This window comes from Microvirgula curvata, from assembly GCF_054781615.1.
Window position 1 is genome coordinate 63,806 of the sequence record NZ_BAAGUB010000028.1, and the last position, 14,157, is coordinate 77,962.

Genomic DNA, 14,157 nt, shown 5'->3' on the forward strand with positions numbered 1-14,157 from the left:
GCTCACAAGCGTTCGGCGCTTTCGGTGCGGTCCGGGACGATGCCGGACCGGCGTTATTGCAACGGTGGCTGACCGTCGATGGCGACCATCAACTCGTCGGCCACCAGAATGTCGATGTCGGCAGCGTGACGCCACAGAACGGCCAGGGTGGCAAGGCGGACGGCATCGAGATCGAGATCGTCCGAGGGCAGTGCCATCAGCCGGTCGATCAGTTGCTCCCGCTGCAGATTGGTCAGGGCGCCGGCCGTATCGAGAAAGTGGATGAACCCCTGGGTATCGACCGGCAGGTGTTCGCATTCGCTGGCGCTGAACATGCGCGTGGCGGTGCTTTCCGCAAACACGATCGGCGACGCATCGTCGGCGGCCAGTTCGGCCAGCCAGTCCAGCGCATCGTCGATTTCCTCGTCTTCGAAACCGACTGCGGACAGTTTTTGCGCCAGGTGTTCCGGTTCGGGACAGGCGGCGAAGTCGCGGTATTCCTGGACAAGAAAGGCAATGATATCGAGCATGGCGGCGGCTTTTTCAGTGGAAACAAAGGGCGGTGAGGCCCGACGCCGGCGGCGACTCGCACCCTGCCCGTCGCGTGGAGCCCGAATTCGGCTCCGGCATGAACGGGCGGGCGTCAAACGACCCGCTGGTAGCGGCCGCCCGGTAGCGGGGCGACCCGTCCAGCGAGCTCTAGCGGCAGCAGCATCGCCAAAACCCCCTCCACCGTCAAGCCCGTACGTTGCGCCAGGGTATCGGCATCGACCGGATCGAAGCCCAGCGCAGCCAGCAGCCGCGCGTCGCCGGCGGCGAATTCACTCTCCGGGACGGCGGCGGGTCCGGCGACCGGCGGCAGTGCCGGCAAGGGCGGCAGTTCGGCCAGGATGTCATCCAGCGACTCGGTCAGCCTGGCGCCGTCGCGGATCAGCGCATGGCAGCCGCGCGACAGTGGCGAGTGAATGGACCCGGGAATGGCGAACACTTCGCGGCCTGCCTCGGCAGCCTGGCGCGCCGTGATCAGCGAGCCGCTGCGCAGGCCGGCCTCGACCACCAGGCAGCCGGCGCCGAGCCCGGCGATGATGCGGTTGCGGCGCGGGAAATGGGCGGCCAGCGGCGGCGTGCCGAGCGGAAACTCGCTGACGATCAGGCCGTGACCGGCGATGCGTCGCGCCAGCGGCCGGTTGCAGGCCGGATAGACGCGGTCGATACCGGTGCCGATCACGGCGACGGTGGCCGCCGGGGTGTCGACCGCGCCGTCATGGGCCGCCGCGTCGATGCCGGCGGCCAGGCCGCTGACGATGGTATAGCCGGTGTCGGCCAGCGCCCGGGCGAAGCGGCCGGCATCGCGGATGCCCTGCGCGCTGGCATGCCGGCTGCCGACGATGGCGAACAGCGGCCGGGACAGCAGTTCGCGCCGGCCGTGCAGGAACAGCAGCGGCGGCGCGGCCGGCGACTGTGCCAGCGCCAGCGGGTAGTCTGCGTCGAGCCGTGTCTGCAGCGAACGGGTCGCGTCGGCGGCCAGCCAGTCGGCTGCCGCCTGGCGCGCAGCCCGGCTGTCGTCGCCGGCAATCGCCGCGGCCAGCTGGCGCGATACGACGCTGGCCAGCTGCCGGGGCGGCGCAGCGCAGATGGCCTCCGCCGTGCCGAATGCCTCCAGCAGGGCATTGAACCCGATCGGACCGAGGCCCCGGACATGGAACAGATGCAGCCAGGCATCGTGGCCGGTCAGCAGGCTCATGGCCGTATCGCCACGGCGATAAGGTCTGGCGTCGTCACAGCCGATATAATGGAAAAGCGCATGGAAGCCTCTTGCCGGACGAAACGGACAGCACCATGTTGCAGATGAACGACAATGACGGGCGGCGCCGACGGTCAGGCTGTCCGGAATACCGGGCATGACCACGGTGCGGCGAGGCCCCGCCGCCTCCGGCGACCCGTCCCCAGACAACGCAATGTATTAGATAACATCACCCTATGGCGCTGCTCAACATCCTGAATTACCCGGACGACCGTCTGCACACCATCGCCAGGCCGGTGGCCGAGGTGGACGATCGCATCCGCACCCTGATCGACGACATGGGCGAGACCATGTACGCCGCGCACGGCATCGGCCTGGCGGCGACGCAGGTCGACGTGCACGAACGCCTGCTGGTGATCGACCTGTCCGACACCCATGACGAACTGCAGGTGTTCATCAACCCGGTCATCACCCATCGCGATGGCGAGGTGGTGTACGAGGAAGGCTGCCTGTCGGTGCCGGGCGTCTACGACAAGGTGACCCGTGCCGAGCACGTGATCGTCGAGGCGCTGGACCGCGACGGCAAGCCGTTCACGCTGGATACCGACGGCCTGCTGGCCATCTGCATCCAGCACGAGATCGACCACCTCGACGGCAAGGTCTTCGTCGAGTACCTGTCGCCGCTGAAGCAGAACCGGATCCGGAACAAGCTCAAGAAGCGCGAACGCCAGAGCATGTAGCGTGGTCGCACCGGGCCTGGCGCCCGGATTTCGCTTTTTCAGATCGGATCGTCACATGAAACTCATCTTCGCCGGCACGCCGGATTTCGCCGCCGCCGCCCTGTCCGCGCTGCATGCCGCCGGACACGACATCGCCCTGGTGCTGACCCAGCCCGACCGGCCGGCCGGCCGTGGCATGAAGCTCAAGCCGTCGGCGGTCAAGGCGCGCGCGCTGGAACTGGGACTGCCAGTCAGCCAGCCGCAGACGCTGCGCGATGCCGGCGCCCGGCAAGCGCTGCACGACATCGGGGCCGACGTGATGGTGGTGGCCGCCTACGGGCTGATCCTGCCGCAGGCGGTACTGGACATCCCGCCGCTCGGCTGCCTGAACATCCATGCGTCGATCCTGCCGCGCTGGCGTGGCGCCGCGCCGATCCAGCGCGCGCTGCTGGCCGGCGATGCCGAGTCCGGCGTCACCATCATGCAGATGGAAGCCGGGCTGGACACCGGTCCGATGCGGCATGTCGTGCGCACGCCGATCAGCGCCACCGACACTGCCGCCAGCCTGCACGACCGGCTGATGGCGCTGGGCGCGGCCGCCATTGTCGAGGTGCTGGCCGATCCGGCCGCCTTCCCGCCCTGCACGCAGCCGGAAGCGGGCGTCACCTATGCGGCCAAGCTCGACAAGGAAGAGGCCCGGCTCGACTGGACCCGGCCGGTGGCGGAACTCGACCGTGCCGTGCGCGGCTACTGCCCGGTGCCGGGCGCGTGGACCACGCTGGGCGGCGATCTGCTGAAAGTGTGGGGGGCGAGCCCGGCCGACGGGCGCGGTGCGCCTGGCACGGTGCTGGAAGCCGGCCACGACGGCCTGCTGGTCGCTTGCGGTGATGGCGCGCTGCGCCTGAGCGAAGTCCAGCCTGCCGGCGGCAGGCGCCTGGCGGCCAGTGCCTTCGCGGCCGGCCGGCACGGGCTGGTCGGCCAGTTGCTCGGCACCGACCCTGCATAAGGGCGGTCGCCCGGGCCGCTGACCCTACGGCTGCTTGCGGTGGAAGGTCAGCGGCTGGACCGGCACGCTGGACGGCGGCGGGGCGTTGAAAATGTGTTTCTTCATCTTGCCCATGACGTGCATTTCGCACGGCTTGCAGTCGAAGGTCAGGGTATAGGTCTCGCTGCCGGACTTCAGTGTCATCGGCTCGGCGCGGATCTGGCCCTTGACGCCGATGACCCCTTTGGCCTGCTTCGGGCACAGGTTGTAGCTGAAGCGCAGGCAATGCTTGGTGATCATCAGGCTGACCTCGCCCGGCTCCTCGTGCGCCTCGTAGGCCGCATCGATCAGCGTGACGCCGTGGCGGGCATAGAACGCCCGGGCCTTGTCGTTGTACACATTGGCCAGATACGACAGTGAGGTCTCCGGATACGGCACCGGCGGTTCCAGCGGCGCCTTGCGCGGCGGGCGCGGCCAGTTGGCGATGCGCGCGGCGGCCAGCCGGGCGACCACGTCGCGGCGCAGGGCGTTGATGGCCGAGGCCGGCACGAACCAGGCCGAGGCCAGCGCCAGCTCGACGCCGTGGGCGACGAACATGGTGCTGCCCAGCTTGGCCAGGCTGTCGCGCAGCCCGGCTTCCGCCCGCGCGGCGTCACGGGCCGGTTCCAGCGTCAGCGCCATGGCGGCCGATGCCGTCCCGCCATCCTCGTCGGTGGCAGTCAGTTTCAGCCCGTCGGGCTGGTCTTCCAGCTTCAGCCAGACGCCGACCCGGCGCTCGGCCGACTTGCGTGTCAGCGCCTGCTCCCAGGCATGGTCGCGGTTGCGGCTGACTTCCGTGCCCGGCTTCAGCCCGTCCAGCGCGCGCATGCCCTCGTTTGGATACACCCGCCAGCGCGTGGTGCCGTTCTCGCCAGGACCGGTCATTTCGACGGTATTGGCCTGCATGCCGTGCACTTCGCGCTTTTTCATGTAGTTGAGGCCGTCGCCGTTGGCGAGCGGCTCGGTGGCGTCGATCTCGAACCAGTCCTGGGCCAGCCGCGTTACCGTGCCGACCGGTACGCCGATAAAGGTCGGCGAATCGAAGGCGCCGATATCGTCATGGCGGCCGTTGACGAAATAATCGGTATGGCCGCGATGGAAGGACTTGTCGATATCCGGCGTGAACAGGATCTCGCTGCGGCCGCTGGAGGCGCGCGCCAGTTCCGGGCGGCGTTCGAGGATCTCGTCGAGCAGCAGCCGGTAGTGGGCGGTGATGTTCTTGACGTAGTTGGCTTCCTTGTAGCGCCCCTCGATCTTGAACGAGCGCACGCCGGCGTCGATCAGCGCTTCCAGATTGGCGCTCTGGTCGTTGTCCTTCATCGACAGCAGATGCTTGTCGAAGGCGACCACGCCGCCACTGGCATCGGTCAGCGTGTACGGCAGCCGGCAGGCCTGCGAACAGTCACCCCGGTTGGCGCTGCGGCCGTTGTCGGCATGGCTGATATAGCACTGGCCGGAAAACGCCACGCACAATGCGCCGTGGATGAAGAATTCGAGTGTGGTGTCGGCCGGCAGCGCATCGCGCACGGCGCGGATCTGCGCCAGCGTCAGCTCGCGCGCCGGCACCACCTGGGAAAAACCGGCATCGGCCAGGAAGCGCGCCTTTTCCGGTGTGCGGATGTCGCACTGGGTGCTGGCGTGGAGCTGGAGCGGTGGCAGGTCGAGTTCCAGCAGGCCCATGTCCTGCACGATCAGCGCATCGACGCCGGCCTCGTACAGCTGCCAGACCAGCTGGCGCGACGGTTCCAGCTCGGCATCGTGCAGGATGGTGTTCAGGGTGACGAAGATGCGGGCGTGGTAGCGGTGAGCGAATTCGGCCAGACCGGCGATCTCGCTCACCGTGTTACAGGCGTTGTGGCGCGCGCCGAACGACGGGCCGCCGATGTAAACCGCGTCCGCGCCGTGCAGGATCGCCTCGCGGCCGATGTCGGCGGTCCTGGCGGGCGCGAGCAGTTCAAGCTGGTGGGCGGGCAGGCTCATGACGTGGTCGTCCGGGGTCGGTAGGAAAAGGGCGGCAGTATAACGGATCGACCGGGCGCCGCCGCGACCGCTCACGTGCCGCTGTGTGCCGCCTGCCCGTACAGGTAGCCGGGAAACACGCAGATCGACACGTCGGGCGCGTCGACCTCGTCGCGGTGGCCGAGGAAGATCCACAGCTGCTGACCGTCGCTGAGGAGGCGGTACACCGGTTGCCCGGCACTGTAGAACATCAGTTCGCGGCCGCGAAAGCCGTCGAGCGGCATCATCGGTTTGCGCGGGGTATCCAGCAGCATGGCGGCGGCATCGGTGTCGAGCGAACGCAGGCGACGGCAGTCGTCGATCGCCACGGCGGTGAACATCAGCAGCAGCGGGATCGGCAGCAGGATCCAGGCGGCATTGACGAGAAACAGGGCGCCGCAAATGGCGGCACCGGTGAAAAAGAACGCGCTGTCGAACTTCACGGGACTCTCCGGTAAGGGCGCCTGCAGTGGCGTCCGGACGTGTCCCCTTGACGGACGAGGGGGCGAAAACGGTGTCGCGACCCTCCGCCTGGCCAGGCTGTCGGGCCGGGCCTGACACCACTTGCAATAATGGCATACGGACGGCGTGATTGCCGTCCGTGATCGGGAGGGATTCTAGTGGCAGTCGGCGCGCGTAACGAGTGCAAGTGACTGAGCAGAAAGGGAAATGGCGCAATTGTGTAGCGTTGCGTCGCGCCGGTGCCGCCGACGGCCGGCGAACCGGCCCTGGCGGCACCACTGGCGTCAGGCGCTTTCCGGCGTGACCTTGCCGAGCACGCGGAATTCGATTTCCAGCGCCAGCTCGTCGATGCGTGCCACCTGCAGCCGCACCCGCTCTCCGGATGCCATTTCCGGCAGACCGGCCACGCGCGTGGCCATCGGCAGGCCGTCGAGGCGGACCAGGTCGTCCTTGATCCACTGCGCGGTGATGTCGCTCACGTTTTCCTGACTGAACCAGCGCAGGCACCAGAAGCGCTCCATCTGGTACTGGAAATCGCCATAGGCGTTGTAGGCGACGTCGAAATCGCGCAGCCGGGCGAACAGGTCGGGGTCACCGCGCTTGTAGCGCGGGGTCTCGCCGCGAACCATGGCCACGATCTGCTGCTGGTTGACGAAGTCGGCCGCGCGGCGCAGCGGCGAGGTCGACCACGCGTACTGCGGCACGCCGAGGCCGACGTGCGGTTCGGCGGCGGTGGTCATGCGTACCTTGCCGGCCGTCTGTGCCCGGTACATGGCCGGGATGCCGGCGGCGGCCAGGTCGCCGCCCCAGGTGGCGTTGGCCAGGATCATCAGCTCGGACACCAGCTTGTCCATCGGCGCGCCGCGGCGGCGCGGCGTCAGCACCACCTTGCCATCGACGATGGCGAAGTTGTAGTCGAGACGCTGCTGCTGGTTGCTGTCGGCCTTGCCGCGGCCGACTTCCAGCGCGTTGGCGAATTCCCACAGCACGCGCAACTCGTGCTTGTATGGATAGTCGCGGCCCGGATCGTGGGCCAGCGTGTCTTCGTTGAATACCGTTTCCAGCCAGTCGTGGCGCAGGTTGGCGGTGATTTTCACGCTGTCGACCCGGCTTTCGTGGCCGAGGATGCGATAGTCGTCCGGCGCCACCTCGAAGTACACGCTGACCGCCGGGCAGTGCCGGCCTTCGGCCAGCGTGAACTGCTGGACCAGCGAATCAGGCAGCATGGTGATCTTCTCGCCGGGGAAATACACCGTCGACAGGCGCTGGAAGACCAGCTTTTCCACGTCCGAATCCGGACCGACGCCAAGCGTCGGCGCGGCGATATGGACGCCGATGCGCCAGTTGCCGTTGTCGAGGCGGGTCAGCGACAGCGCATCGTCGATCTCGGTGGTAGCGGAATCGTCGATCGAGAACGCTTCGACACCGGCGTCGGGCAGGCCGGCCGGCATCTCGACCGCCTCGAACACCGGGAAGCCGCGTCCGCGCGGGAAGTGCTCCATGATGAAACCGGCCAGCAGATAGTCGGGCACCGACGAAATGCCGCCGCGCTCGGCCACCAGCTTCAGCGGCGACACCTGCAGTGCCTTGCTGGCGGCTTCCAGCCCCTTCCATTCCAGCGTGTTCTTGTCCGGACGCCACAGCAGCGACATCAGGTGCGGCTTCCACTCTTCCGGCAGCTGGCCGGCGCGGCAGGCGTCGACCCAGCCGTCAATCTGCTGCTGCTGGCGCTTTTTCTTCTCGATGCCGGCCAGCGCAGCCTGCAGCGCCTCGTGCGGGGCGGCCTTGTAGCGGCCCTTGCCCTTCTTGTAGAAATACATCGGGGCGCCATGCACGCGCAGGGCAATCGCCGCACTTTCCAGTGCTGACGGCTTGTGGCCGAAATAATCTTCTGCCAGCGTTGCCGCATCGAACTCCGCGTCGCCGCAGCACTCCCACAGGAAGTCGATGTCGATTTCCGCCGCCTGCTGCTCGGCTGCAGGCAGGAAATCGGCCAGGGCCGAGCTAAAGCGCAGCAGGATCGCTGCCGATTTGATTTTGGATCGCTTGCCGTGAGGGGCCTCCACCTGGAGGCTGGTATCGTTGTCGGTCAGGACGGCGCCCACTTTGAATCCGCCGTCTTCCTCGTAAAATACGTTGGTCGCCATCGCCTTGACCGCATTGCTGAAAAAGGCGGCGATTATAACAGCGGCGCCTGACTGTGCGCCCGGAGCCCTGCATGCCAGACCTGTCCCGAGAATTGACCGACATCGAGCGGGGCCTCGCCTTGCTGGGCCGTGGCTGGGATACGCCACTGGCGGCTCACCTCGCCTATCTGGCGCTGAACCTGAAATGCCAGGCCGAGCGCGATGGCGAGGATGAGCTGGTCGCCGCTGCCCAGACCCTGGCGCATTCACTGCACGATGCCGTTCGCGAGGCCAGGCAGACCGGGCACCCGCCGGCCGACCTGACCCAGGCGCTGGCGGCCCGCCTCGCCCGGCTCAAGGCCAGCCGCAAGCTGGCCTCGCCGCCGCCGGGCCTGCCGGTGGTGCATGGCGGCATCCTGCTGCTGGCCGGGCCCGGCGATGACGTCGCGGCGCTGGAACAGTCGCTGGCCCGCTATGGCGTAACGCTCAGCGTCCACCCGGACCCGGATGCGCTGATCGCCGCGCTGGACACTTTTCAGCCGGCCGCGCTGGCGCTGGTGCGTACCGACAGCCGCCACGATGCGGCGATGTCGGCGCTGGCGCGGACCCGGCTGGCCCACATACCGTTCGTCGTCCTGTCGCCGGAATCGGACTTTGCCAGCCGCATTGCCGCCGTCCGGCTGGGGGCGAGCGTGTTCCTGCCATGGCCGGTCGGTCACGACGAACTGCTGACGGCGCTGGCGGTCCCGCTGGCGGACAGCCAGCCGTTGCGCGTCCTGGTGATCGACCCGCAGGTCGATCTGGTCCACTGGTATGCCGACGCGCTGACCGCTGCCGGCATCGAGGTCCTGCTGGCCTCTTCCGGCGCCGAAGGCTACGACAGCATGTTGCGCAATCACCCGGACGTGCTGCTGGTCAACCGCATCCTGCCCGACTGCGACGGCCTGGATTTTGCCCGGGTGGTGCGGCAGACCTGCCCGGTACCGCCGATGCCGGTCCTGATGCTGGCCAGCGAGGCGCTGCAGCCGCAGCGACGGCTGTCCGACGAAAGCATCGAATACTGGCTGGCGCGGCCGGTCGCGACCGATGAACTGCTGGTGGCGGTCCAGCGTGCCGGCCGCCGCCGCCGGCTGCAGCTCGGACTGAGCCAGCGCGACGCGCTGACCGGGGCGCTGACGGTCCAGGCGCTGTGCGAACGGCTGGACGAGGAACTGTCGCGCGTGGCACGCAGCGCGCAGCCACTGGTGCTGGCGCTGGTCGACCTGAACGGCTTCTCGTCGTTCAACCGGCGCCGGGGCTATGCCGCCGGCGACCGGGTGCTGGCGACCTGGGCGCGCTTCCTGCGCAAGCGGCTGCGCCGCAACGACCTGATCGGGCGTGTCGATGGCGACGCCTTCGTGCTGGTGCTGCCCGATACCGGGCTGGAAGCCGCGCAGGCGCTGCTCGACAGCCTGTCGCTGGCCTTCTCCGAGCTGGCGCTCGGTGACGGCGACGCCGCCGAACGGCTGTCGTTCAGCATGCGTCTGTGCGAGGCAGATCCCCGGCTGCCGGCTGCCGAGCAGCTGACCACGCTGGAGACGGACGTCTGAGGCGACACTAGACGCGGAAGGCCTGGAGGGTGTCCTGCATCTCGGCGGCCGCCTCGCGCAGGGAGGCGGCCGACGCCGCCGTATGCGTGGCGCTGGTATGGCTCTGCTCGGTCATCCGGGCGATATGTTCGACCCCCTGGGCAATGCTGGTGCTGGTCAGCGACTGTTCGCGCATCGAACCGGAAATTTCCGCCACCTGGGTCACCGTGCCGTCCGTGCTGTCGATGATGCGCTGAATGGCGACCGTGGCCAGTTCCGCCTGGCTCATGCCGTGGCCAAGCAGGGACACGACACCCTGCATCGACTCCACGGTTTCATTGGCCCCCTGCTGGATCAGGCGCACGGTCCGGGTGATCTCCTGCGTCGAGGTTGCCGTTCGCTCGGCCAGCATGCGGACTGCATCGGCGACCACGGCAAAGCTGCGGCCGGACTCGCCGGCGCGGGCGGCTTCAATCGCCGCGTTCAGCGCCAGCAGATTGGTCTGTTCGGCGATATCCTTGATCACGGCGATGACCGTGCCAATGGCCGCAGTATGGGCCTTCAACTGCTCGATCTGGCCTGCGGCCAGCTGCACGGTCGACTCGGTGTTGCGGAAGCCGCGGATGGTGTCGTCGATGACTTCGCCGCCATGGCTGGCTTCCTTGCCGGCCTGCTGGCTGCTGTGACTGGCCTGTTCGGCGCGGTCGGCCGCATGGGTCACACTGACGGTCATCTGCTCGACGGCCGCCGACATGCTGGCCGCCGATTCGCTGACCTGCAGCGAGGCCTGCGAGACGTCAGCCGAGGCGGCTGCCACCGTTTCCGCCGCTGCATTCACATTGCTGCCCAGGGTGTGGAGGCGCTGGAAACTGCCCTGCAGTACGTCCAGCAGCCCGTTCAGCGCCTGGTAGGTCTCACTGATTTCGTCTTGTTGCCGGCGCCGGAAGCGGCGGGTGAAGTCGAAATCCCGGGCAAGCTGGTTCAGCCCGTCGCGCAGGGACGTCATCGGCCCGTAAATGGTCCTGACCGCCCAGATGCCGCCGCCCAGCAGCAGCAAGACGACCACGGTTGTCACCCCCAGCAGCACCAGTCGGGCATTGTCGATCGATTCGTCCACGTCCTGCTCGGACTGATCCAGCACCGAGATGTTGAAGTCGACGGTTCGCTTGAAGGTCTCGAGGGTTACTTTCCCTTGAGGGCGTGTGGCCTGGGCGATCATGGCGGCCGCCTGGTCGGTCTGCCCGAGGTCGGACAATGCCAGCACCTGGTACATCAGCGCCTGATAGCGCTCCACTTCCGTCTGCAGCACCTTGATGTTGGCTGTGTCCTGCGCATTCGTGGCCAGGTTGTCGGCATAGTATTTGAAGTGCTCGTTCAGCCATTTGCTGCCTTCGGCGATATTCGCGCGCAATGCGGCCTTGTCTTCGGCGTGAAGGCTCAGGACATGCAGCAGCATATTGTGGCGCAGGGTTGAAAACTGGTCCTGCAGCTCTGCCAGTGCCTTGACCGACGGCAGTGAATCGTCGGTGATGCTGGCGATGGAGGTCCGGATGCTGCCGAAGGCCAGCAGGGCGGAAAGGGACACAATCAGCAGGCCGATGATGCCGGTGCTGCACAGCGCATAGAGGCGGGTCGATATTTTCATGTGTGACTCGGAGGAGGCTCAGTGAGGTTCGAGCTGATTCAGCGGAACGGGTTTTTCGATCGCATAGCCCTGGGCATAGTCGATGCCCAGTCCGGTGACGCAGTCGAGTACCTGCATGTTCTCGACCTTCTCGGCCACGATCTGCTTGCCGAGGTGCCGGCAGGTTCGGCACAGCTCGCGGACCAGATCGCGGTTCAGCGGGCTCTGGTCCAGGCCAATGATGAAGCTGCCGTCGATCTTGACCAGGTCGACGGGCAGGTCGCGCAGATAGGACAGCGTGGCGCTGCCGCTGCCATAGTCGTCCAGTGCGAAGCGGTAGCCGTACTCCCGCAGCCGCTGCATCACGGCGATGGCGCGCGGCAGATCCCTGATGCGGCTGGTTTCCGTCAGCTCAAAGCAGATTTCCGCCGGATTGATGCGGTGCTCACGCTGGCGGGCTTCGATGAACGCGGGCAGGTCGGTTTCCGTCAGGCTGTGCGCGGACAGATTGATGGCGGTCCACCGGCACGGCGTGTTGCCGCCCGGACGATGGTTTGCCAGCCAGGCATAGGCGCGGTCGACGACCCGGCGATCCAGCTCCGGCATCAGGCCGAGTCTCTCCGCCTCCGGCAGGAAGGAGTCCGGCATCCACAGCGCGCCGTCGTGGTCGGTCAGGCGGGCCAGGATTTCATGGTGATAGCAATCGCTGCCGATCGAGTCGAGCGGCAGGATGCGCTGCGAGTACAGCGTGAGACGATCGGCTTCCAGTGCCCCGCGGACCCTGTCCTCCCTGCGCAGCGGCTCGATTCTCTCGTCCAGTTGTTCGGCGTCGTCGATCAGCGTCAGGCGGGAGTGGGCGGCCGGCCCGGCCCGCTGGCTGGCCACCAGCGCCCGGTCGATGAGGCTGTCCGGCGAATGGACGGGGGTGTGGGCCGCCAGCAGGATGAGGTGGACCGGGATCGGCAGTGACTCGCTCGAGCGCATCTGGCGCACGCTGGTGATGCGGGCCAGCAGGGCATTGCCGAGGATCTGCAGGTCCTGCCCGGCCTGGTACGGAAGCACAAAAGCCAGACTGTCATCGGCAATGTGGCAGCTGTGCTGTTCCAGCAGATCGCAGATCAGCCGGATTTGCGCCTGTGCGCGGGCCCGTCCGTCAATTGCCAGCATGGCGTGGTAATCGCTGAGAGTCAGTACGCCAAGGGCAAAGGGCTGCCGATTGGCGGGAGAGCGTAATTTCTCCTGCAAGACGTTCAAAATTTTCCCCGTCCTTGTCAAATTTCAACCGGGTACCGAAGAGGTAACCGCTCGTTCCGGAAAAATGCCTGGTGTGCCCGGAACATCGGCCTGCGGATTTTTATCTTGAATCAGGGCAGGGGTTCTGCGGAATGGTGTTAATTATATAGTTGCTGCAAAAAAACACCTGTTGGTTATTCAGGTAAATCATTTATGGGATGCCGGCAGATTATATGGTGGAAATCCGTTTTATTTATCCGGCGCGAGGAAAACAGCCAGCATTTTCTGCAAAAACATATGTCTATGGGATCGAATAGTTTTTATGCTACTTGCGTCAAGGACACGGTAATGTAGTGACGGTGCGAGGCTGCCAAACGCCGGAGCCAGTGCGTTTTTATTACATTGCAATTTTTGGATGCCGGAAAACTTGGATTTTGCATCGCCTGTTTTCTCGCCTGCCAGAAAAAGCCGGTAGCCGCCGCTCGTCCGAAGTCTATTGTCTGGCAACTTACATACACCTATGATTGTAAACGTGGATTGCAGCTATCTGGCCTTTCGGTGACAGACAGTGAGCAGTGATTGGAAATAGGTGGTGGCTTCATCCCTGATTCCCCACACGGTGGCGACGGGACGAAAGCTCATTCTCCTTCGCTTTGAAGGCCTGATCGAAATAACAATTGGTTTTATTCCTATGGACAATTACAAAATCCTGCACCCGGAGTGCGTGCTTGCCTTTGTGGCACTGGGCGAAGAAGGTTCTTTTACCGCCGCAGCGGCAGCACTGAGAGTCAGTCATTCCGTCGTCAGCGAGCGCATCAAGAAACTCGAGACCTACGTGAATGCACAATTGGTGCTGCGCACGACACGGAGCATGTCACTGACACCTGCCGGCGAGAAATTCCTGCAGGCCTGTCGGCGGATCATTGATGAATACCGTGATGCGGTGGCCGTGGTCCGCAGCGATCACGAATATCCGCACGGGCTGTTGCGCATTGCCGCGCCGGATTATCTGATCCTGCACTATCTGACCGAAAGTGCCGTGGCGTTTGCCGGACAATACGCGGAGGTCACGTTCGACCTGATGGCCACGGAAAACCACATCGATCTGCTGGCCTCGCGGGTCGACATCGACATCCGCGTCGGCCAGCCGCGGGACTCCAGCCTGCATGCGGTCAAGCTCGCGGACTGCCGCCAGAGCCTGGTGGCCAGCCGCGACTATCTGACGCGTCACGACCGGATCTGCACGCCGCAGGATCTGCTGGAGCATTCGCTGATCGCGCATGAAACCAGCGCGCAGTCCTGGCACTGGGTGTTCTCCCGTCCCGGTGACAAGGACGAAAAAGTGCTGGTCAAGGGGCGTCTGCGCGCCAACAGCACCAGCATCATGCGGAATCTGGCGCTGGCGGGTGGCGGTGTGACGGAACTGCCGGACTTTCTGGTCGCCGACGATCTGGCGGCCGGCCGTCTGGTCCATGTGCTGCCGGAATGGAACCTGTCGGCCGGGGGCATCTATGCCATCTACCCCAGCCGCAAGCACCTGCCTGCCCGGGTACGCCTGTTTATCTCCCTGCTGCGCGAGCAGTTTGGCGCGGCCCCGGCATTCAAGCGCCGGCTGCTGGGGGCGATGGCGGCATCCGCCCTGAATTGAACGGGCGGCTGTCAGCCGAATTCTGACCAGCA

The 14,157-nt window shown here is 66.0% G+C and carries 11 protein-coding genes; 4 read left to right on the forward strand and 7 right to left on the reverse strand.

Features of this window, described 5'->3' with window-relative positions:
* Positions 1-53: 53 nt before the first annotated feature.
* Together ACYVG8_RS11355 and dprA are read right to left on the reverse strand one after the other, a co-directional pair.
* Positions 54-509 (reverse strand): Smg family protein, encoded by a 456-nt coding sequence (locus tag ACYVG8_RS11355; RefSeq protein ID WP_028498668.1) that lies wholly within the window; start codon positions 507-509, stop codon positions 54-56.
* Positions 510-622: 113 nt separating this feature from the next.
* Positions 623-1,723: a DNA-processing protein DprA gene (gene dprA, locus ACYVG8_RS11360; RefSeq protein WP_107888955.1), complete on the reverse strand. Its 1,101-nt coding sequence runs from the start codon at positions 1,721-1,723 to the stop codon at positions 623-625.
* A 236-nt stretch (positions 1,724-1,959) separates the two neighbouring features.
* Between dprA and def the strand changes: the two genes are divergently transcribed.
* Positions 1,960-2,463, forward strand: a complete 504-nt coding sequence (gene def, locus ACYVG8_RS11365) for a peptide deformylase (protein ID WP_028498666.1) — start codon at positions 1,960-1,962, stop codon at positions 2,461-2,463.
* 55 nt (positions 2,464-2,518) lie between these two features.
* Positions 2,519-3,448 carry a methionyl-tRNA formyltransferase gene (gene fmt / locus ACYVG8_RS11370; protein WP_028498665.1) on the forward strand — a complete coding sequence of 310 codons (930 nt, stop codon included), beginning with the start codon at positions 2,519-2,521 and terminating at the stop codon, positions 3,446-3,448.
* A 24-nt stretch (positions 3,449-3,472) separates the two neighbouring features.
* Here the strand turns inward: fmt and ACYVG8_RS11375 are convergent, their stop codons facing one another.
* From ACYVG8_RS11375 to ACYVG8_RS11385, 3 genes are all read right to left on the reverse strand, one after another.
* Positions 3,473-5,446, reverse strand: coding sequence for a peptidase U32 family protein (locus tag ACYVG8_RS11375; protein ID WP_460745832.1), 1,974 nt, complete (start codon positions 5,444-5,446; stop codon positions 3,473-3,475).
* A 71-nt stretch (positions 5,447-5,517) separates the two neighbouring features.
* Positions 5,518-5,907 (reverse strand): hypothetical protein, encoded by a 390-nt coding sequence (locus ACYVG8_RS11380; RefSeq protein ID WP_028498663.1) that lies wholly within the window; start codon positions 5,905-5,907, stop codon positions 5,518-5,520.
* A 303-nt stretch (positions 5,908-6,210) separates the two neighbouring features.
* Positions 6,211-8,073, reverse strand: a complete 1,863-nt coding sequence (locus tag ACYVG8_RS11385; RefSeq protein WP_107888953.1) for a ribonuclease catalytic domain-containing protein — start codon at positions 8,071-8,073, stop codon at positions 6,211-6,213.
* 71 nt (positions 8,074-8,144) lie between these two features.
* Here ACYVG8_RS11385 and ACYVG8_RS11390 point away from each other — a divergent pair, with 71 nt between their 5' ends.
* Positions 8,145-9,641, forward strand: a complete 1,497-nt coding sequence (locus ACYVG8_RS11390) for a diguanylate cyclase domain-containing protein (RefSeq protein WP_146745004.1) — start codon at positions 8,145-8,147, stop codon at positions 9,639-9,641.
* Between the two features lie 7 nt (positions 9,642-9,648).
* On the opposite strand, the gene ACYVG8_RS11395 is transcribed toward ACYVG8_RS11390, so the two are convergent.
* Together ACYVG8_RS11395 and ACYVG8_RS11400 are read right to left on the reverse strand one after the other, a co-directional pair.
* Positions 9,649-11,265, reverse strand: coding sequence for a methyl-accepting chemotaxis protein (locus ACYVG8_RS11395; RefSeq protein WP_028498660.1), 1,617 nt, complete (start codon positions 11,263-11,265; stop codon positions 9,649-9,651).
* 18 nt (positions 11,266-11,283) lie between these two features.
* On the reverse strand, positions 11,284-12,411 hold the full coding sequence (locus ACYVG8_RS11400) for an EAL domain-containing protein (RefSeq protein ID WP_028498659.1): 1,128 nt from the start codon (positions 12,409-12,411) through the stop codon (positions 11,284-11,286).
* A gap of 757 nt (positions 12,412-13,168) precedes the next feature.
* Here ACYVG8_RS11400 and ACYVG8_RS11405 point away from each other — a divergent pair.
* Positions 13,169-14,125, forward strand: coding sequence for a LysR family transcriptional regulator (locus tag ACYVG8_RS11405; protein ID WP_051528734.1), 957 nt, complete (start codon positions 13,169-13,171; stop codon positions 14,123-14,125).
* Positions 14,126-14,157 lie beyond the last annotated feature (32 nt).